18 protein-coding genes and 1 pseudogene are annotated in these 18,814 nt (G+C 74.2%); 11 read left to right on the top strand and 8 right to left on the bottom strand.

The features are described 5' to 3' along the window. Positions 1–42: 42 nt before the first annotated feature. Genes AB0C78_RS30520 through AB0C78_RS30510 form a run of 3 tightly spaced genes read right to left on the bottom strand, consistent with a single transcriptional unit; the run spans position 43 to position 2,925 of the window. Entirely contained in the window at positions 43–1,233 is a 1,191-nt protein-coding gene (locus tag AB0C78_RS30520) for a lipid-transfer protein (RefSeq protein WP_360754459.1), read from the bottom strand. Further along, a complete protein-coding gene (locus AB0C78_RS30515) occupies positions 1,230–1,682 on the bottom strand; it encodes an OB-fold domain-containing protein (protein ID WP_360754457.1) in 453 nt (150 codons plus the stop codon). Before AB0C78_RS30515 ends, AB0C78_RS30520 begins: the two co-directional genes overlap by 4 nt. A gap of 28 nt (positions 1,683–1,710) precedes the next feature. Continuing rightward, complete coding sequence (locus AB0C78_RS30510) at positions 1,711–2,925, bottom strand: MFS transporter (RefSeq protein WP_360754454.1); 1,215 nt, start codon at positions 2,923–2,925, stop codon at positions 1,711–1,713. Positions 2,926–3,004: 79 nt separating this feature from the next. Between AB0C78_RS30510 and AB0C78_RS30505 the strand changes: the two genes are divergently transcribed. The 4 genes from AB0C78_RS30505 to AB0C78_RS30490 all read left to right on the top strand — a co-directional run bounded on the left by AB0C78_RS30505 (position 3,005) and on the right by AB0C78_RS30490 (position 6,148). After that, on the top strand, positions 3,005–3,904 hold the full coding sequence (locus AB0C78_RS30505; protein WP_360754451.1) for a LysR family transcriptional regulator: 900 nt from the start codon (positions 3,005–3,007) through the stop codon (positions 3,902–3,904). Positions 3,905–3,996: 92 nt separating this feature from the next. Beyond that, a complete protein-coding gene (locus AB0C78_RS30500; RefSeq protein ID WP_360754449.1) occupies positions 3,997–4,764 on the top strand; it encodes an SDR family oxidoreductase in 768 nt (255 codons plus the stop codon). Positions 4,765–4,775: 11 nt separating this feature from the next. Then, positions 4,776–5,735 carry an LLM class F420-dependent oxidoreductase gene (locus AB0C78_RS30495; RefSeq protein WP_151545478.1) on the top strand — a complete coding sequence of 320 codons (960 nt, stop codon included), beginning with the start codon at positions 4,776–4,778 and terminating at the stop codon, positions 5,733–5,735. A gap of 101 nt (positions 5,736–5,836) precedes the next feature. Further along, positions 5,837–6,148 (top strand): Fe-S cluster assembly protein HesB, encoded by a 312-nt coding sequence (locus AB0C78_RS30490; RefSeq protein ID WP_194737570.1) that lies wholly within the window; start codon positions 5,837–5,839, stop codon positions 6,146–6,148. Positions 6,149–6,229: 81 nt separating this feature from the next. Here the strand turns inward: AB0C78_RS30490 and AB0C78_RS30485 are convergent, their stop codons facing one another. Both AB0C78_RS30485 and AB0C78_RS30480 read right to left on the bottom strand, forming a co-directional pair. Next, on the bottom strand, positions 6,230–6,433 hold the full coding sequence (locus AB0C78_RS30485) for a hypothetical protein (RefSeq protein ID WP_360754445.1): 204 nt from the start codon (positions 6,431–6,433) through the stop codon (positions 6,230–6,232). Between the two features lie 43 nt (positions 6,434–6,476). Continuing rightward, on the bottom strand, positions 6,477–7,607 hold the full coding sequence (locus tag AB0C78_RS30480; RefSeq protein ID WP_360754442.1) for a hypothetical protein: 1,131 nt from the start codon (positions 7,605–7,607) through the stop codon (positions 6,477–6,479). 155 nt (positions 7,608–7,762) lie between these two features. On the opposite strand from AB0C78_RS30480, the gene AB0C78_RS30475 reads away from it, so the two are divergent. Further along, on the top strand, positions 7,763–9,442 hold the full coding sequence (locus AB0C78_RS30475; RefSeq protein ID WP_360754439.1) for an IS200/IS605 family accessory protein TnpB-related protein: 1,680 nt from the start codon (positions 7,763–7,765) through the stop codon (positions 9,440–9,442). Between the two features lie 6 nt (positions 9,443–9,448). Here the strand turns inward: AB0C78_RS30475 and AB0C78_RS30470 are convergent, their stop codons facing one another. Next, the gene (locus AB0C78_RS30470) at positions 9,449–10,513 is read right to left on the bottom strand and encodes a phosphotransferase family protein (protein WP_360754437.1); all 1,065 of its coding nucleotides are present in this window, start codon (positions 10,511–10,513) and stop codon (positions 9,449–9,451) included. Positions 10,514–10,696: 183 nt separating this feature from the next. Between AB0C78_RS30470 and AB0C78_RS30465 the strand changes: the two genes are divergently transcribed. The 4 genes and pseudogenes from AB0C78_RS30465 to AB0C78_RS30450 all read left to right on the top strand — a co-directional run bounded on the left by AB0C78_RS30465 (position 10,697) and on the right by AB0C78_RS30450 (position 16,248). After that, positions 10,697–11,347, top strand: a complete 651-nt coding sequence (locus tag AB0C78_RS30465; protein ID WP_360754435.1) for an MBL fold metallo-hydrolase — start codon at positions 10,697–10,699, stop codon at positions 11,345–11,347. Continuing rightward, a complete protein-coding gene (locus AB0C78_RS30460; RefSeq protein WP_360754432.1) occupies positions 11,344–12,030 on the top strand; it encodes an HAD-IA family hydrolase in 687 nt (228 codons plus the stop codon). The genes AB0C78_RS30465 and AB0C78_RS30460 overlap by 4 nt, the downstream gene beginning before the upstream one ends. Positions 12,031–12,190: 160 nt before the next feature. After that, a pseudogene (locus AB0C78_RS30455) lies at positions 12,191–12,355 on the top strand (PspC domain-containing protein); the annotation flags it as partial. Between the two features lie 173 nt (positions 12,356–12,528). After that, the gene (locus AB0C78_RS30450) at positions 12,529–16,248 is read left to right on the top strand and encodes a hypothetical protein (protein ID WP_360754430.1); all 3,720 of its coding nucleotides are present in this window, start codon (positions 12,529–12,531) and stop codon (positions 16,246–16,248) included. Between the two features lie 13 nt (positions 16,249–16,261). Here AB0C78_RS30450 and AB0C78_RS30445 read toward each other — a convergent pair whose 3' ends face one another. Beyond that, complete coding sequence (locus AB0C78_RS30445; RefSeq protein WP_360754427.1) at positions 16,262–16,585, bottom strand: cupin domain-containing protein; 324 nt, start codon at positions 16,583–16,585, stop codon at positions 16,262–16,264. 21 nt (positions 16,586–16,606) lie between these two features. Then, positions 16,607–17,578, bottom strand: coding sequence for an NADP-dependent oxidoreductase (locus tag AB0C78_RS30440; protein WP_360754424.1), 972 nt, complete (start codon positions 17,576–17,578; stop codon positions 16,607–16,609). A gap of 89 nt (positions 17,579–17,667) precedes the next feature. Between AB0C78_RS30440 and AB0C78_RS30435 the strand changes: the two genes are divergently transcribed. Together AB0C78_RS30435 and AB0C78_RS30430 are read left to right on the top strand one after the other, a co-directional pair. Continuing rightward, entirely contained in the window at positions 17,668–18,231 is a 564-nt protein-coding gene (locus tag AB0C78_RS30435; RefSeq protein ID WP_360754421.1) for a helix-turn-helix domain-containing protein, read from the top strand. Positions 18,232–18,289: 58 nt separating this feature from the next. Then, positions 18,290–18,811 (top strand): hypothetical protein, encoded by a 522-nt coding sequence (locus AB0C78_RS30430; protein WP_360754419.1) that lies wholly within the window; start codon positions 18,290–18,292, stop codon positions 18,809–18,811. Positions 18,812–18,814: the final 3 nt, after the last annotated feature.

Below are 18,814 nucleotides of genomic sequence, written 5' to 3'. Positions count from 1 at the left end.
GCCGCCCTCGTCCCGTACGGCACGAGGGCGGCACGCCACGGCTCAGCGGACGGCGATCATGGCGGAGCCGTGCCCGAAGAGGCCCTGGTTCACCGCGATGCCGGCCCGGGCGCCCTCGACCTGGCGGCCCTCGGCCTGCCCGCGCAGCTGCCAGGTCAGCTCGCAGACCTGCGCGATCGCCTGCGCCGGGATCGCCTCGCCGAAGCTCGCGAGCCCGCCGCTCGGGTTCACCGGGACCCGGCCGCCGAGCGCCGTCGCGCCGGACCGCAGCAGCTCCTCGGCGCCGCCGACCTCGCACAGCCCGATGTCCTCGTACCAGTCGAGCTCCAGGGCCGTGGACAGGTCGTAGACCTCGGCGAGCGACAGCTCGTCCGGGCCGATGCCGGCCTCCTCGTAGGCGGCGTGCGCGAGCGAGGCCCGGAACGGGCGCTCCGGCTCGGGCACCGCGAGCGCCGAGTCGGTGGCGAAGTCGGGCAGGTCGACGACGGTCTTCGGGAACGTCGGCGTCACCGTCGACAGCCCGGACAGCCGCACCGGGTCCGCGATGCCGTGCCTGCGCGCGAAGTCCATCGACGTGAGCACCAGCGCGGCGCCGCCGTCGCTGGTGGCGCAGATGTCCAGCAGCCGCAGAGGGTCGGCGACGACGGCGGACTCGCGCACGTCCTCCAGCGTCACCTCCTTGCGGTACCGGGCGTTCGGGTTGGCGAGCCCGTGCCGGGCGTTCTTCACCTTCACGGCGGCGAAGTCGTCGAGCGTCGCGCCGTGGATCGCCATCCGGCGGCGCGCGTACAGCGCGAAGTAGATCGGGTTGGTGGCGCCGAGGAGGCGGAACCGCAGCCAGTCCGGGTCGTCCGGGCGGTCGCCGCCGACGGGCTTGAAGAAGCCCTTCGGCGCCGCGTCCGCGCCGACGACCAGCGCCACGTCGCACAGCCCCGCAAGGATCTGCGCGCGCGCGGACGCGATGGCCTGCGCGCCGGACGCGCACGCCGCGTAGCAACTGGACACCCGCGCGCCGTTCCAGCCGAGCGCCTGCGCGAACGTCGCGCCCGAGACGAACCCGGGGTACCCGTTGCGGATGGTGTCGGCGCCCGCCACGTACTGGACGTCCGGCCAGGCCAGCCCCGCGTCGGCCAGCGCGGCGCGGGCGGCGGCGAGACCGTACTCGACGAAGTTGCGCCCCCACTTGCCCCACGGGTGCATGCCCGCGCCGAGGACGGCGATGTCGCGGCTCACTGGACCGGCCTCCACATCCAGACGGTGTACTCGGCCTCGTCGTCCTCGTACAGGACGCCCTCGGTCAGCTCGACCTCCATGCCGACCTCCAGGTCGTCCACGGTGTGGCCGGGGGCCACCTGCCCGAGCACGACCATCTTCTCGGCGTCGAGCTCGACCGCCGCGACGGTGTACGGGACGAACGGGTCGGGCGACACGTACGGGGCCGGCGGCTTGTAGCGCGAGTCGGCGAAGGACCAGATCCGGCCGCGCGCGGACAGCGCGTGCTCGGCCAGCTCCGAGCCGTCCTTCGGGCCGGTGCAGTGCGGGTTGCGGCAGGCCAGCTCGTTGCGCGGGAAGTAGGGCGTCCCGCAGGACGAGCAGCGGGTGCCGAGCAGCCGCACGTCCCCGCTCTCGGTCGTGAACCAGCCCTCGACGGCCGGAAGGCGTTTCTTGGCGGTGGTCGTCACGCGCGTACGGTAACAACCAAGCGCACGCTCACGACCGGTGGTGTCCCACCCAGCGGACGCTTTTCATCCCGGCGGCGGCGAGCAGCGCGACACCGAGCAGGACCAGGACGTACAGGGCGGTTCCGGTCCAGTGGCCGTGCTCGTAGGCGACGCCGCCGGCGGTGCCGCCGATGCTGCTGCCCAGGTAGTAGGCGAACAGGTACAGGGCGGACGCCTGCGCGCGGGCCGTCGACGCCCGCCGCCCGACCCAGCCGCTGGCGACGGCGTGCGTCCCGAAGAACCCGACGGTGAAGACCAGCAGCCCGATCCCGACCAGCGGCAGGACCGCCGGCAGGGTCAGGCACAGCCCGCACGCGGCGAGCACGAGCGACCCGGCCAGCACCTTCCGCCGTCCGGACCGGTCCGCCAGGATCCCGGCCCGCGCGGACGCCGCCGACCCCGCGACGTTCATCACCGCGATCAGGCTGACCACGGCGTACGGCAGGTGGAACGGGGCGTCCAGCAGCCGGTACGTCAGGAAGTTGTAGACGGTGACGAACCCGGCCATCGCGGTCAGCGCGATCAGGTAGAGGCGGCGCAGGCCGGGATCGCGCAGGTGGGCGAGCAGCGGCCGGTAGTCGACGCGGGACGGCCGGAAGAACCGCGATGGCGGCAGTAGCAGCCAGAACGCGATCGTGAACGCGAGCGCGAGGAAGCCGGTGGCGGCGAGCGCCCACCGCCAGCCCGCGACGTCGGTGACCAGGCCGGGGACGAGGCGGCCGAGCACGCCGCCGATCCCCGTGCCCGCGACGTAGCGGCCCATCGCGCTGCCCAGGTGCTCGCCGTGCACCTCGTCGGCGAGGTAGGCCATCGCGACGGCCGGGACCCCGGCGAGCGCGAGGCCCTGCACGGCCCGCACGGCGGCGAGCGCGGGGAACGAGCCGCACAGCGGGATCAGCAGCCCGACCAGCGCGGACGCGACCGACGACACGATCATCACGCGGGTCCGGCCGTACCGCTCGGACAGCGAGCTGACCGGGATCACCGCGATCGCGACCGCGCCCGTGGCGAGCGAGACGAGCAGGCTCGACCGGGCGGGGGAGACGCCGAAGTCCGCCGACAGCTCCGGCAGCAGCGCCTGCGTGCAGTACAGCGACATGAACGTGGTGAGCCCGGCCGCGAACAGGGCGAGGTTGACGCGGCGCAGGCCGGGCGAGCCGAGCCGGTGCCGTTCGGGGACCTCCAGGGGCGGGGCGACGGTCATGGACTCCAGCGTCCGCTTCCTGGTCTCATGCGTCCAATGACAATTTGTGCGGAAACCAATGCGGATCCATCATGAGTGTATGGATCTGCAGAGTGTGCGGTGGTTCCTGGCGGTCGCGGAGCAGGGGCACGTGACGAACGCCGCGTCCGAGCTGCGCGTCTCCCAGCCCGGGCTGTCGCGCGCCATCGCCCGCCTGGAACGCGAGCTCGGCGCCCCGCTGTTCGACCGGGTCGGCCGCGGCGTCGCGCTGAGCCGGTACGGGCGGGTGTTCGCCGAGCACGCGCGGCGGCTCGTCGCCGAGGAGGAGGCGGCGCGGCGCGCGCTCGCGCAGGCCGCCGACCCGGAGCGCGGCGAGGTGTCGCTGGCGTTCCTGCACACGCAGGGCCCGTCGTTCGTGCCGGGCCTGATCCGCCGCTACCGGCGCGACCATCCCGGCGTGACGTTCCGGCTGAGCCAGGACAACTCCGAGCGGCTCGCCGCGATGGTGCTGGACGGCCGCGCCGACCTCGCGATCACCAGCCCGCCGCCGGGCGGCGCGGCGCTGGCCTGGCGGCCGCTCGTCACCGAGCGGCTGGAGCTCGCCGTGCCGGCCGACCACCGGCTGGCGGCGCGCCGAAGCGCCCGGGTCCGGGACGTGCTGGACGAGCCGTTCGTCGCCTTCCGGCAGGGCACCGGGCTGCGCGCGCTGACCGAGGAGCTGTTCGAGGCGTGCGGGGCGCGGCCGCGGGTCGCGTTCGAGGGGGAGGAGCACTCGACGGTCCGGGGGCTGGTCGCGGCGGGGCTCGGCGTCGCGATCGTGGCGCCGCCGCCGGCCGGCGAGGACGTCCCGGGCGTCCGCCACCTCGCGCTCGACGATGCGGGCGGCGTGCGGACGATCGGGCTGGTCTGGGCGGCGGAGCGGACGCGGCCCCCGGTGGCGGAGGGGTTCCGGGCGTTCGTGCTGGAGCGGGGCGGTGAGCTGCGCGGGTCCGCTAACTGACTCGTCAGTCACTTCGGTACAGTGACGACCGAGCCTGATTCTGTTGCCGGGCCCGGCCCCCGCGCGGGGCCCGCCGAGAAGGGAAGTTGCGGATGCGGACTGGACTTCAGGGGAAGACCGCCCTGATCACCGGGGCCTCCCGGGGCATCGGGAAGGCGATCGCCGTCGCCCTCGCCGCCGAGGGCGCCAACGTCGTCATCTCCTCCCGCAAGCAGGAGTCGCTGGACGCGGTCGCCGAGGAGATCCGCGCTGCCAGCCCCGGCGTCGGCGTGCTGGCCAAGGCCGCGCACGTCGGCCACGCCGACGAGGCCGCCGCCTGCGTGGACGCCGCCGTCGCCGAGTTCGGCGCCGTCGACGTCCTGGTCAACAACGCCGGAACCAACCCCTACTTCGGCCCGATGGCCGACATCGAGCCCGCCGCCGCCGCGAAGACCGTCGAGATCAACCAGTTCGCGATCGTCCAGTGGACCCAGCTGGCGTGGCGCGCGTCCCTCCAGGAGCGCGGCGGCGCGATCATCAACATCGCCTCCGTCGGCGGCATGGTCACCGAGCACGGCATCGGCTACTACAACGCCACCAAGGCCGCGGTGATCCACCTCAGCCGCCAGTTCGCCATCGAGCTGGCGCCGAAGGTCCGCGTCAACTGCATCGCCCCCGGCCTGGTCAAGACGCACCTCGCCCGCGCCCTGTGGGAGAACAACGAGGAGCAGATCGGCAAGCACATGCCGCTCGGCCGCATCGGCGAGCCCGAGGACATCGCCAACGCCGCGGTGTTCCTGGCCGGCGACGCCTCGTCCTGGATGACCGGGCAGACCCTGGTCGTCGACGGCGGCTCCACCGTCCGGCCTTCGATCGCCTGAGGAGGGCGCACATGTCTCGCTGGGGACTGACCATTCCGCTGACCGGCGTCCCGCTCGCCGAGCACCGCGAGATCGTCGCGGGCCTGTCCGAGCTGGGCTACACCGACGCCTGGTCCGCCGAGACCAACGGCACCGACGCGTTCACCCCGCTCGCCCTGGCGTCCCAGTGGGACCCGGCGCTGCGGCTCGGCCCCGCGATCGTGCCGGTCTACACCCGCGGCCCCGCGCTGCTGGCCTCGCACGCCGCCACCCTCGCCGACCTCGCGCCCGGACGGTTCGTCCTCGGCATCGGCACCTCGTCCGACACGATCGTCGAGCGGTGGAACGGCATCCCGTTCACCGAGCCGTACAAGCGGACCCGCGACACCCTCCGCTTCCTGCGCAAGGCGCTCGCCGGCGAGAAGGTCAAGGAGGACTACGAGACCTTCTCCGTCAAGGGCTTCAAGCTGGAGAACGCGCCCGCGACGCCGCCGCCGATCGTGCTGGCCGCGCTGCGCCCCGGCATGCTGCGGCTCGCCGCCCGCGAGGCCGACGGCGCCATCACCAACTGGCTCGCACCCAAGGACGTCCGGACGGTCCGCGGTGCGCTCGGCGACGACCCCGAGCTGGTCGCGCGGCTGTTCGTCTGCCCGACCGACAACGCCGAGGAGGCCCGCGGCATCGGCCGCTGGATGATCGCCGCCTACATGAACGTGCCCGTCTACCAGGCGTTCCACCAGTGGCTCGGCCGCGGCGAGGCGCTGCGCCCGATGAACGAGGCGTGGGCCGCCGGGGACCGCAAGAAGGCCCTGGAGGTCATCCCGGACGAGGTCGTCGACGACCTGATCGTGCACGGGTCGCCGGCGGCGTGCCGGGCGCGGATCCGCGAGTACGTCGACAACGGGCTCACCACCCCCGTCCTGGCGATCGTGCCGGGCGGTGGGCTGTCCCCGGCGGAGGCCGTGCGGGCCCTCGCGCCCAACGCCGGCTGAGAGGATCGTCACTCTTCGCGTCGCAAAGTTCGCCCGCCGTGATGGTTTACCGGACCTCGCAGTGGGGAGGGTGGGGCAGACCCCCATCCGAAACGAACCCCATGAGACGTGAGGAGCTGATCGTGCTCACGCTGACCAGCGGTGCCGTCCAGGTCATCAATACCGTGACCGCCAGCCCGGAGCTTCCGCCGGAGACCGGCATCCGCATCGAGTCCGGAGTCGATGGCTCGGACGCGCTGCGGCTGTCGGTGGCGCCCGCCCCGGAGGCCGGAGACCAGGTCGTCGAGGAGGAGGGCGCGAAGGTCTACCTGGAGCCGAGCGTCGCCCAGCTGTTGGACGACAAGACCCTCGACGCCCAGGTCGACCCGCAGGGCGACGTGGCCTTCACCATCGCCGAGGGAACCGCGATGTGACGTGACCGCCCGCCCCCGGGCGGGCCCGAGACGAGGGGCCGGGGCGCCGATCCACCCGATCGGCGCCCCGGTTTCGTCGTCTCAGCGGACGGCCGCCACCACGGCGACCACGGCGAAGACGAACGCCGCGGTCGTCAGCACCAGGAAGGCCGCGATCACCGCGCAGGCCAGCCCGCGCGGCTGGTCGCGCCAGGTTCCGTAGCGGTCGCGCACCTGCCGGTCCAGCTCCCTCCGCCGCGCCCGGCGCTCGTCGTCCTCCGGGTCTTGCGATGGCGGCGTCGTCACGGTCGCAAGTCTTGCAGAACCCGTCCCGCGAAGCGGCCCGCGCTCAGCCGTTCTCCGGGAAGGACGGGTGCGGGCCGAGCGCCCAGTACTCGAACAGCCCGTGGCCGGTCGCCGCGTCGCCGGGCTCGGCGCCGTCCAGGTACTCGTAGCGCCCGACGGCGTCGACCATGCCCCACATGCGGGCGGCGTCGTCCGGCTTGCGGGTGTCGTAGGTGACGCCCTGCACCTTGAGGTCCGGCCCCTGGTACATGCCGTGCTTCCAGTCGGGCTCCAGCCCGTACCCCGTGCCGACCATCAGGTGGACGGGCAGGATCGGCGTCGCGCGGATCTCGAACGGTTTCCCGGCCGGCGGAGCGAACCGCAGCGTCGCCGTCACCACGTCCCGCGTGCCCTCCGCGTATTCCGGACGGTATTCGGGATGGCCCAGGTACTCGGGCTCGCGGCCGTCCGGCCAGACGCGCACGGCCTCCTCCAGCAGCCGCCGGCCCTTCTCGTCCTCCTGGAGGATGCAGAGGATCGAGTGGTCCTCGAACTGCATCGGCGCGTACAGCCAGTAGAACGTCCCGGCGTTCTTCACCTGGATGCCGGGCGGTTCCGGTTCGCCGACGGGCCGGATGCCCCAGGAGCGGTCGCGCGAACCCCACCAGCGGTCCGGCGTGACGTCGATGGTCTCGCCCTCGACGGTGATCGTGCCCGTCCAGCGGCCCGTCTGCGCGAGGCGCCGCGAGTCGAACACGACCCGTTCCTGCCAGCGCAGGTAATGCGGCGGCTCCAGCGTCGCGGGGATCGCGCCGTCCCAGGTCAGGTCGAACGACAGGCCGTGCTCGGTCTCGTCCAGCACGACCCGCAGCCGCTTCAGCCCCTCGATCACCTCGACGCGGAACGGCCCGACGGTCGTGTCCATCCGGTCGTTCCCGAGTTCCCGCGACGCCCGCACCACCTTGTGCAGCGGGCCCCGCCGCACGACCGCGAACGCGTCCATCACCCCGAGGTTCGGGTACTGGCCGACGCCGATGAGCATCATCAGCTCGTCCGAGCAGCCGTGGACATTGAAGTAGTAGCGGTCGTAGAAGTTGCGGTCCGACGTCGTGACGTGCCGCATCACCTCGGGCGCCTGGTGGATCGGGTAGTCGTCGAGCGGGGAGAGGGGGGCTGCTTGCGTGGGGATGTTCATGAGTGTCCAGAGGTGTCCATCGTGATGAGCTGGCGTGTTTCGAGACCGCGCTCGCGCGGGGGGTGGTCCAACGATGTCCGGATGTCCGGCTGGGGTGCGCGGCCTGTGAAGCATGTCGATTGCATGTTCGAAGGACGTGACTTAAAGTACATCTCATGTCGCAGTCTGTCGCCGAAGGTGGGGTGTCGTCCGGCGGAGGCGCGGGGAGCCGGGTGGGCTCTTTCAGCCCGCCGTTCGTCGCGGCGGGCCCGTCGGGAGTGGCAGTGCGTGACCGTCTCAAAGGCCTGACCGAACAGGATGAGCGGGTGCTGCGATTGGTCGGTGCGCATCTGGGGTCGCTGTGCGCCCGGGATTTGAAGGCCCGCTGTGCTGACGGTCTCGAGCACGGCCCCGATGGTTGGGCGGCACGTAAGCGGAAATTGACGGCCGGGTCGTCGGCGCGGTGGGCCGGTTCGATCACCAAGGCCACGAATGATCAGTGGGCGCTGGCGCGGCGGGGCCACCTGGCACACCTGCGGTCTCTGGAAGCCGGAATGCGGACGCTGGAGCACCGGCTGTCCCTGCCGATCGGCGCGAAGGGCAGCGAGGGGTCGCCTGGGGGCTATCGCACCCGGCGCGAATGGTTCGCCAAGTCGCGCCGCCTGGCCCTCATGAGGGAACGGCTCGTCGCCGCACGGGCGGACTGGGACGCTGGGATCGTGCGCGTGGTGCGGGGCGGCCGGAAGCTGCTGACAAGCCGTCATCATCTGGATAAGGCCGGGCTCACCGAAGACGAGTGGCGGCAGCGATGGCAGGCCTCGCGGTGGTTCCTGCAGGCCGATGGTGAGTCGGGCAAGCGGTACGGCAACGAGACCATCCGCGTCACTCCCGCCGGGGAGGTGTCGATTCGGCTCCCGGGCCCGCTCGCGCATCTGGCTAACGCGCCGCACAGCAGGTACGTGCTGACGGCCCGCGTTGCTTTCCAGCACCGGGGTGCCGAGTGGGCCGACCGCGTCGAGGGAAACCGGGCGGTCGCCTATCGCATCCACCTGGACATCGGGCGCGGCCGCTGGTATCTGACCGCGTCCTGGCGGCGCGCCGCCGTCTCCGGGATCCCGCTGGAGACGGCACGCGCGCGCGGCATCGTCGGGGTCGACACCAATGCCGATCACTTCGCCGCCTGGCGCCTGGACCGCCACGGCAATCCGGTCGGCCGGCCGCGCCGCTTCGACTACGACCTGTCCGGGGCGGCGCCACATCGGGATGCGCAGGTCCGGCATGCCATCACCCGCCTGCTGCACTGGGCCGCCTCTTGCGGGGTCGCCGCGATCGGCATCGAAGACCTGGACTTCACGGCGGAGAGAACGCGGGAGAAGTACGGCCGACGCGCGCGGTTCCGGCAGTTGGTCTCCGGGATGCCGACCGGGAAGCTGAAGGCCCGGTTGGCGGCGATGGCAGCCGAGGTCGGCCTGGCCATCGTGGCCGTGGATCCCGCATACACCACCAAGTGGGGTGTGCAGCACTGGCGCGAGCCGATGGGCACCCCGCACCGCAAGGTCTCCCGGCACGATGCGGCGAGCATCGCCGTCGGGCGACGCGCCCTCGGGCACCCGGTCCGGCGACGGACGGCACCGCCCCGCCATCACCAGAGCGATGATGCCGGGTATCGGACCGTCCAGGCCGACCGCGGTGACCGGCGGCGCGAGAGATCCCGCCACCCCGTCACGGAGCCTGCACACGATGCATGTCCCCGGACGCGGGCAATGAGAAAGCGGGAGACCAGCGCGTCCAACACCGTTCGGGACGCGCGCAGTTCCGGAAGACGGGCACGAAGCCCGCTCCCGGACACTGTGTAGGAACGGTCACGCGTCGCCTCCGAGGATGCGTGCGAGCAGCTGCGTGCAGTTGTTGTTGTAGGGGAAGTCGGAGTCCTCGTCGATCCAGCCGAAGTCGATCATCGCCTGGCCGATCCGCGCCATGATCACCGAGAATTTGAAGCCGGAGAGGATCTCGTAGTACGGCATGTCCCGCACCGGACGCCCGAGCAGCTCCTCGTAGCGGGCGATCGTGTCGGCGTAGGACGGGAAGCCGTCCAGCCGGGCCGCGCCGACGCCCTCGGAGTGGTGCCGGTCCAGGAACATGAACCAGGCGAGGTCCTCCTCCGGCGCGCCGAGCATCGCCGTCTCCCAGTCCAGCACCGCCGCCGGCACGCCCGACTGGAAGATCACGTTGCCGATGCGGGCGTCGCCCCACAGCGCGACCGGCGGGTCCGGCTCGTCGGGACGGTTCGCCTTCAGCCATTCCAGGGCCTTCAGCGCCGTCTCTTGCGGGCCCTTGTACGCCCAGTGCAGGTAGTGCTCGTAGTAATTGAGCCGCTGCTCCAGGCCCGGCGCGCCCCACGCGGGCATGTCGAGGAAGCCGAGGCCGAGTTCCTGCACGTCCAGCCGGTGCAGGCGCGCGATGATCTCCAGCGTGGACCACCACATCGCGGCGCGCTCGTCCGGCGCGACCTCGGTCACCCAGCCGTCCATGTGGTACGGCGGCATGTCCGTCGGGACCTGGCCGTCGATCCGTCCCATCACGAAGAACGGCGCGCCGAGCACGCCGTCGGACGGCTCGTACCAGCGGATCGGCGGCACCGGGATGTCGGTGCGCTCGTCGAGGATCCGCATCAGCCGGTACTGCTCCTCGAACCGCGGTTCGGGGAAGATCTGGTAGTTCGCGGGCGCGACCCGCGCCACGTACGGCTCGCGCCTGCGCGCGCCGTCCTCGGTCCACTCGGCGTCGAACATCAGCGTCTCGCTGGAGAAGCCGCTGGTCTGCGGCGTCTCCAGGTGCGGGAGCGCCGCGCCGGGCAGCCGCTCGCCGAGCCAGTCCGCCAGGGCGGTCCGGGTGACCTCGGGATCGCGTTGGTCGGGAACGGGCATGCGCCGCCTCCTCGGTCCGGTGACGCCCGAACTAGAACGCGTTCTAGTGGCGTTCACCGTGTTGTATCAGCGGGGACAAGACCGGTCAATGTTCCCGATGTAGCCGGCCGGGGGCGCGCGAGGGGCGTTCCCCCCTCGGGAGGCACCGGTCCGCTCGCCGGACCTGCGTGGAAAACTGGATCAATGCGTCTCACCAAGCTCGGCCACGCGTGCGTCCGGCTCACCGAGGACGACCGCACCCTCGTCATCGACCCCGGCGGCCTCACCGGGGACGCCGACCCGTACGCCGGCGCCCAGGCCGTCCTGATCACCCACGAGCACTTCGACCACTTCGACGCCGACGGCCTGCGCGCGGCCATGGCCGCCGACCCCGCGCTGGAGGTCTGGACGTCCCGCGTCGTCGCGGAGAACCTCGCCGACCTCGGCGGGCGCGTCCACCAGGTCGGCCACGAGGACGCCGTCACCGTCGCCGGGTTCGACGTCCACGTCTACGGCGAGGACCACGAGATCATGCACCCGGACCTGCCGCCGGTCCCGAACGTCGGCTTCCTGGTGGACGGCGAGGTGTTCCACCCCGGCGACGCGCTCACCGTCCCCGGTGAGCCCGTCCCGACCCTGTGCCTGCCGGGCAACGCGCCCTGGATGCGGGCCGTCGACCTGTACGAGTACGCCCGCGCCGTCCGCCCCGAGCGCGCCTTCGCCATCCACGACGGGCTGCTCAACGACGTCGGCCTCTCGGTGATGGAACGCGTTCTGACCGGCGCGGGCGAGGAGCTCGGCCGGGAGTTCCGCCGCGTCGCGCCCGGCACCACCGTGGACCTGGCCCGCCCGTGACCCGTCCCGCGAACCCCCCGTCCCCCCGGGCCGTCCAGGCGGTCTTCTTCGACATCGGCGAGACGCTGATCAACGAGGGCGAGATCTACGGGCGCTGGGCCGACTGGCTCGGCGTCCCCCGGCACACGTTCCTCACCAAGCTCGGCGCGATCCTCGCCGCCGGCGGCACCCACATGGACCTGTTCCGGTACTTCCGGCCGGACTTCGACCTGGAGGCGGAGCAGAAGCGCCGCGAGGAGGCGGGCGTCCCCAACGGTTTCGGTGCGGACGACCTGTACCCGGACGCGCGGGCCTGCCTGACGGCGCTGCGCGACCAGGGCCTCTACGTCGGCATCGCCGGGAACCAGCCGGTGCAGGCCGCCGAGCAGATGGAGGCGCTCGGGCTGGACGCCGACGTCATCGGCATCTCCGACGTGTGGGGCGTCCAGAAGCCGGCGGCGGAGTTCTTCGAGCGCTGCGCGCAGATCGCCGACGTGCTGCCGGACCGCGTCCTGTACGTGGGGGACCGCATCGACAACGACATGCGGCCCGCCGTCGCGTTCGGGATGAAGGCCGCGTTCCTGCGGCGCGGCCCGTGGGGCCACATCCAGCAGGACGACGAGACGCTCGCCGAGTGCCTGTTCGTCCTGGACGACCTGGAGAGCCTCCCCGCTCTCGTCGCCCGGCACAACGCCGCCCCCTAGGGGACGTCCCGTAGCCCGCGAGGGGGACGTCCGAAGGGGCCGGAAGGGGGATGTGGGGCCGGATGCCCGGTTCGTAGCGTGGACGGTGTGGCCGCGAGAACCGCGGCCCCCGGGCCGCCGAGGCCCGGCGTTCACCGAGGGTATCGGGGAAGAAGGAATCATGAACGGCCTTTATCGTCCGCGTCACGGCCGGGTCATCGGCGGCGTCTGCGCCGGGCTGGCGCAGCGGTTCGGCATGGCGCCGTGGACCGTCCGGCTGCTCGCCCTGCTGTCCTGCCTGCTGCCGGGCCCGCAGTTCGTGGTCTACCTGGTGCTGTGGGTGATGCTGCCGGACGAGGACCACCACGTCGCGCGCGCCCACTATAGTCAGCGCGCACTGATCAAGATCATCGGAATCGCTCGACCGGGCCCGCCCTTGGGTGTTAGATCGGTGCACAGCATCACAGGGGCGGCGGCACCGCGAGCGGGCGGCACCGCGGCCCCGGGGAAGGAGCCGCGGTGCCGGAGCAGGGTCCGGGACGGGCGGCGGGCGACGCCGGCCGGGAGGCGGCGGGCGTCCGGCGGGACGCGGCGGCGGCCGGGGGCGCGGCGGACGCCGGGACCGCGGACGCCGGTCCCGCGCTGGACGCAGCGCAGGCCGCCGAACGCGCCGCGCGCCTGCTCGGCCACCTGCGCGACCTCGCGCGGTCCCGGCGGCGGCCGTCCCGGGACCTCGCCGAGCACGAGCAGGTCCACTGGCTCGCCGACCTGCCCGGCGACGTCTACGTCGAAGCCGACGCCGGTCCCGGCGACGTGCTGTTCAGCGTCCCCGTCATCCCGCTGACGCCGCCCGCGGTGCTGGAGGAGTTCGACGGCTGGCTCGGCCTGCGGCACTGGTACCGGATCCTGCGCGACCTCGCCGACCACGACGTCGTCCTCGCCACCGGCCTGTTCGCCTGGCGCCCGCCCGGCGCGCCGCCCGTCCACGACCACCTCCTCGGCACCCCCGTCCGGATCGCGCTGGACGAGCGCACCGAGCGCATCGACGTCGTCCTCGCCGGGCGCACCGCGCTGCGCGACCGCGAGCTCCTCGCGGGCACGCCCGGGTTCCGGCCCGCCGACTGGGTGTCCGACGCCGTCCAGGCCGGGCAGGGGTTCGGGCTCACCGCCTCCGTCGGCGACGTGCTGCGCAAATGGTGCGCGACCGCGATCAGCGGCACCGTCGACTACCGGGAGGACTGGGCCGCCGAGGGCAGCCCCACGCCCGTCCCGCGGCTCCGGCTCGCGCCCGCCCTCGTCGTCCGGCCACCCGGCCGGGAGGCCGCCGCCGACTACTGCACCCGGCTGATCGGCCTGCTGTCCGGCGGCGTCCCCGACGGGCTCGCCCGGTTCGTCGACCCCGCCCGCCGCCCCCAGGTCATGCACGTGCCCGAACGCACCCCGCAGACCGTCCCCGACCTGCTCACCGGGCTGCTGGTGCGCGGCCACCGGGTCCTCGTCGCCACGTCCGGCGCGTCCGCGTCCGCCGCGCTGCGCGCCGCTCTGCCCGCCGACCTCGCCGCCCTCACCGTCGCCGACCCCGCCACCGCCGCGGAGGCCGCCGACGCCGTCCGCGCGCGCGCCGCCGCACCCGTCCCCGACATCACCGACCTCGCCGAGAAGCAGGCGCAGGCCGAGCAGGACGTCGCCGAACTGACCGAGCACCTGCGCAGCGGATCCGTCGCCGACCTCGGATCCGGCTACCGGGGCGCGCGCGGGGAACTCGCCGAGCGGCTCCGCGCCGAGGCGCCCGGCCTGTCCTGGATGCCCGTCGCCCCCGACCTCCCGCCGACCCCGCCGATCTCCGCCGCCGAGGCCGCCGAACTCGCCGCGCTCCTCGCCGGCGAGACCCCCGAGCGCAAGGCCCGCACCGCCCAGCGCGACGTCGACCCCGGCACCCTCCCCAGCGCCCCCTACGTCCGCACCCTCATCGAGGCGGAGGCCGCCGCCGCCGACCGCGTCCAGCGGTCCGAGACCGACCTGTCGCGCCGCCTGCGCGCCCACGACGTCACCCTCCTCGCCCGCCTCGACGGCGCCGCGTCCAACGTCGGCGCCGCGCTGCGCGACCTCGGCCTCGCCGGCCACCCCGGCGGCTGGAACCCCGCCGACCTCGCCGTCCGCGCGTTCGCCGACGCCCTCGCCCGCCGCCGCCCGCTCGTCTGGGCCCGGGTCGCCGAGATGGGCGCCCGCGCCGCCTGGGCCGAGCGCGCCCTGGAGAGCCTGGGCGCCCACCAGGTCCGCCTCCCGCCCGGCGAGCTGCACCTGCGCCGCCTCGCGTCCGCCGCCCAGGACCTGCGCAACCACCTCGCCGACGGCGGCACCCTCAAGCGCGGGCCGCTGCGGTCCGCCGCGCAGAAGCAGGCCGACGCGCTCCTCGCCGGCATCACCGTCGACGGCGAGCCGCCCGCCACCGCCGAGGCCCTCGAAGCGGTCTTCACCGACCTCATGATCCGGATGACCTGCCAGGAGCTGCAGTACGTCTGGGAGGCCGCCGGCATCTCCTTCCCCGCCGACCTCCCGCCCGCCGACCGCGTCGCCCGGTTCGTCCGCGCGCACGCCCGGCTCGACCGCGTCCACCAGGCCGTCCCGTACGTCGACGAGACCCAGGACCTCCTCGACCGCGCCGGCATCGCCGTCCAGCTCGGCCATCCGCTGCAATGGCACGGCTACGTCGCCGCGCTGGAGAGCGCCCTCGAGGGCCTCGGCGTCAACCGCGCCGCCGCCGATCTCGACGCGCTCCGCGACTCCATCGGCCCCGCGGGGCCCGGCGCGCCGCCCGAGCTCACCGCCGCCCGCGCCGCCATCGACGCCCGCGACGCCGACGCCTACGGCCGCTGCCTCGGCGCCCTCGCCGAGGCCCGCCACGAGCGCGCCCTCCAGCTGCGCTGCGAGGAGCTCCTCGACCGCGTCCGCGCCGTCCACCCCGACCTCGCCCACCTGCTCCTCGCCACCGACGGCGACGAGGCCTGGCACGACCGCACCCGCCACTGGGACGACGCCTGGGCGTGGGCCCGCGCGTCCGGCCGCCTCGCCGAGACCGCCCTCTCCCCGACGGAGCAGCGCCTCCGCGCGTCCCTGAACGCCGCCGAGGAGCGCCTCCGCACCTCCAGCGCCGCGCTCGCCTCCGCCCGCGCCTGGACGGCCGTCCGCGCGGCCCTGCCCCCGGCGTCCGCCTCGCCGCTCGACACCGTCCCCGCGTGGCTCGTCCCGCTGTGGCGCATCCCCGACGTGGTCCCGCCCCGCCCGGACGCCTTCGACGCCGTCATCGTGGACGGCGAGCAGGACGCGGGCGCCGAGGCGCTCTTCCTGCTCTGGTTCGCGCCCCGCACCATCCTCGTCGGCCCGGCCGGGCCCGGCCTGCCCGCGCCGGAGGGCCCGCCGCCCGCGACCCCGCTGCCCGCGTCCCTCCACGACATCGTCACCCCCACCGCGTCCCTGTTCGGCCTTCTGGCGCCCCCTCCCGAGCCGGAGCAGCACCCCGGCCGCCACGCCCGTCCCAAGGCCGACGCCCCCAGCGTCCCCGCGGCCCCTCCGCCGCCCGCCCGCCACGCCCGCCCCACCCCCGAGGAGGGCGGGACGGCTGGTCCGGGTCGCGGCGACGATCCGCTTCAGACGCGGGTGGACCGTGCGCCCAGCGGCCGCTTGCCCGAGCAGCCAGGGCCGCCTGCCGCCGAAAGGCGTCCTGACGTCCGGCAGGAGCGTGCGCCGGGTGAGCGCCCGAGCAACGACCCGCGCCGCATCCCGGCGACAGGCGCGCGCCCGCCCGAGCAGCGCCTCCCTGAGCGTGGTGCAGGACGCGGCGACGATCCGCATTGGACGCCGCTGGAGCGTGCGCCGGGCGAGCGCAAGGCTGAGCAGGCGGCGCCGCCTGCGCAAGCGCGGCGGCCCGACGTCCCTGCAGAGGGGGTGCCGGGGCCGCGCCCGGACGGCGGCGCGCATCCTTCGCCGCCCGGGGCGGAGCGTCCGCGCGGGAAGGGGAAGTCGCCGCGGATCCGGCGGGGGCGGTCGATCGCGACGTACAAGCGCCCCGAGCTGATCGAGATCGTCGCGCGGGTCGCCGAGCACGAGCCCGACCTCAGCGACGACCAGCTCGTCGATCTGGTGAGCCGGCTGCTGGCCTGCCCGGAGGACGAGGCGCTGCTGGTCGGCGCGCGGCTGCGGTACGCGGTGGAGGCCTACCGGGAGGAGTCGGCCGGGTAGCGGCGCGGGCCGGTCAGCGGGCGCGGGAGCCGTACGCGGGGCCGAACACCACGAGGAGCGCGAGGTCCTCGGTGACGTCGGTGAAGCGATGCTCCTCGCCCGCCGGGACGAAGACGACCGTGCCGGGTCCGACGTCGGCGGTGGCGTCCGGGGTGACGATCCTGGCGCGGCCGGCGGTGACGACGTAGATCTCGTCCTCGGTATGGGGGCTCTGCCCGTCGGTGCCGCCGGCGGGGATGCAGTACGTTCCGACGGACAGGTCCGGGGTGCGCAGGTGCTCGGCCCAGTCGCCGGCGCCGGACGTGGTCCAGGCGCCGGCGCCCTCGATGATCTCCATCGGGCGAGCGTAACCGGGGGGTCAGGCCACCGACAGGACGATCTTTCCCTGGATGTGGCCGCGTTCGCCGCGCTCGTGCGCCTTCGCGGCGTCGGCCAGGTCGTAGACGGAGTCGATGCCCGCGCGGAGCGAGCCGTCGGCGAGGAGGGCGGCGAGCTCGGCCATCTGCGCGCCGTCGGAGTGGACCTGGCCGCCGCGGAACCCGATGCCGCGGCGGGCGGCCTCCTCGCGGTGGTAGTCGCCGTGGAACACGGGGCTGATCGTCCCGCCGTCCCTGACGGTCGCGAGGAAGCGGTGGGCGTCCGGGCCGCCGACGGTGTCGATGACGAGGTCGGCGTCGCGGACGGTTTCCTCGGCGGCGGTGGCGGTGTAGTCGACGTACTCGTCGGCGCCGAGGTCGCGGAGGAACTCCTCGTGCCGGGACGAGGCGACGGCGATGACGTGGGCGCCGCGGGTCTTGGCGAGCTGGAGGGCGAAGTGGCCGACCCCGCCGGCGGCGCCGTTGACGAGGACCTTCTGCCCGGCGGGCAGCCGGACGTGGTCGAAGAGGTACTGGTAGGCGGTCAGCCCGGCCATGGGGACGGCGGCGGCCTGGATGTGGTCGACGGACGGGGGCTTGCGGGCGAGGTGCGCGGCGGGCGCGGTGGTGTACTCGGCGTAGGCGCGTCCGCCGTCGTCCACGCTGGGGAAGCGGATGAGTCCGAAGACCTCGTCGCCGACCGCGAACCCGGTGACGCCGGGGCCGACGGCGGCGACGACGCCGGACGCGTCGGAGCCGGGCGTCCAGGGGAACCGGACGCGCGGGCGGCCCCCGGCGGGGAAGAGGTCGTCGGGGAACATCGCGAAGTCGCGGCGGGCGTACCAGTCGGGCGGGTTGAGGCAGGCGGCGTGGACGCGGATGAGGACGTCGCCGGGGCCGGGCTCGGGGACGGGGACCTCGTCCAGGACGAGGACGCCGGGGTCGCCGGGTCCGTGCGCGCGGATGGCCTTCACGGTGAACCTCCGGAAGTAAAGTGGAGCAGTGCTCCGGAATAGTAACCGGAGCAGTGCTCCGATTGTCAACGCCCACTAGGATGCCGCACATGACGCGTGCGCTGCGGGCCGACGCCCAGCGGAACCGGGAGCGCATCCTGGACGTGGCCGCCGAGGTCGTGGCCGAGCAGGGGACCCAGGCGTCGCTGCGCGACATCGCGCGCCGCGCCGAGGTCGGGATGGGCACGCTCTACCGGCACTTCGCGACCCGCGAGGAGCTCCTCGAAGCGCTGCTCGGCGGGCGGTTCGACCGGCTCGCGGAGCGCGCCGCCGCGCTGCGCGGCGCGCACCCGCCCGGGGAGGCGCTGGCCGCCTGGCTGCGCGAGTTCGCCACCGGCCTCGCCGTCTACCGCGGCCTCGCCGCGTCCCTGGTCGCCACGATCGAGGACGACACCACCGCGCTGCACGCCTCGTGCGGGCGCATGCGGGCGGCGGGCGCGGACCTGCTCCGGCGCGCGCAGGAGTCCGGGGACGTCCGCCCGGACGTGGACGAGACCGACGTGTTCGCGCTGCTGGGCGCCGTCGGGTCGATCGCCGACACGGCGCCGTCCCTCGCCGCGCGCCGCGACCACCTGCTGGAACTGGTGATGGACGGGCTCGCCGCGCGGCGCTGAAGTGGGATTTTCCGCCACTCGCCGTATTCGGTCGTGGGTTGTCTGTACAAAGGTCCCTGTGACGGGGTGGGACGAGGACGCGCTGGCGGGGCTCCGGGCGGCGGTGGCGCGCGGCGACGCCCGCGCGGGGCTGGCGCTGCTGGCCGGGCGCCCGCTCGGCCCGGTGCTGCAGTACGCGGGGGACGTGCTGGTCGCGGCGCTCGCCGAGTCCCTCGACGGCGCCGACGCGGCGGCCCGCGCGTGCCGCGAGGAGCTGGACGCCCGCGGCCTGCCCGGTGACGCCGAGCTGGCGGCCGAACTCGCCGCCGCCCTCGACGGCCGTCCGTCCGGCCTGGAGGTGCTGCCCGCCGACCTGGGCGCGGTCGCGGAGGCGCTGGAGGCCGCCCCGGCGGACGGCCTCTGGCTGCTCGACCTGGACCGCGGCGACGTCCTCGCACCCGGCGAACCGTCCGACGACGAGGGCCGCCACCTCCCCATCCCGCCGGGCGCGCCGGCGGGCGCACCGGAGGAGGAGCGCCGGGGACGGGCGCGCCGCTGGCTCGCCGAGCAGGGCCTGCGGCCCGGCCCCCGCGTCCTCTAGAAG

This window comes from Actinomadura sp. NPDC048394 (genome assembly GCF_040651755.1).
GTDB classification, from domain to species: domain Bacteria; phylum Actinomycetota; class Actinomycetes; order Streptosporangiales; family Streptosporangiaceae; genus Spirillospora; species Spirillospora montaniterrae.
Note: the sequence above shows the minus strand (reverse complement) of the source record. Positions and strands in the feature narration are given on the sequence as shown.

Bases quoted from the DNA above. Each gene is read 5' to 3' on its own strand.
- AB0C78_RS30475 (WP_360754439.1), top strand. From the start codon at position 7,763: ATGTCGCAGTCTGTCGCCGAAGGTGGGGTGTCGTCCGGCGGAGGCGCG.
- AB0C78_RS30435 (WP_360754421.1), top strand. From the start codon at position 17,668: ATGACGCGTGCGCTGCGGGCCGACGCCCAGCGGAACCGGGAGCGCATC.
- AB0C78_RS30505 (WP_360754451.1), top strand. From the start codon at position 3,005: ATGGATCTGCAGAGTGTGCGGTGGTTCCTGGCGGTCGCGGAGCAGGGG.
- AB0C78_RS30495 (WP_151545478.1), top strand. From the start codon at position 4,776: ATGTCTCGCTGGGGACTGACCATTCCGCTGACCGGCGTCCCGCTCGCC.
- AB0C78_RS30480 (WP_360754442.1), bottom strand. From the start codon at position 7,607: ATGAACATCCCCACGCAAGCAGCCCCCCTCTCCCCGCTCGACGACTAC.
- AB0C78_RS30510 (WP_360754454.1), bottom strand. From the start codon at position 2,925: ATGACCGTCGCCCCGCCCCTGGAGGTCCCCGAACGGCACCGGCTCGGC.
- AB0C78_RS30470 (WP_360754437.1), bottom strand. From the start codon at position 10,513: ATGCCCGTTCCCGACCAACGCGATCCCGAGGTCACCCGGACCGCCCTG.
- AB0C78_RS30490 (WP_194737570.1), top strand. From the start codon at position 5,837: ATGAGACGTGAGGAGCTGATCGTGCTCACGCTGACCAGCGGTGCCGTC.
- AB0C78_RS30500 (WP_360754449.1), top strand. From the start codon at position 3,997: ATGCGGACTGGACTTCAGGGGAAGACCGCCCTGATCACCGGGGCCTCC.
- AB0C78_RS30465 (WP_360754435.1), top strand. From the start codon at position 10,697: ATGCGTCTCACCAAGCTCGGCCACGCGTGCGTCCGGCTCACCGAGGAC.
- AB0C78_RS30445 (WP_360754427.1), bottom strand. From the start codon at position 16,585: ATGGAGATCATCGAGGGCGCCGGCGCCTGGACCACGTCCGGCGCCGGC.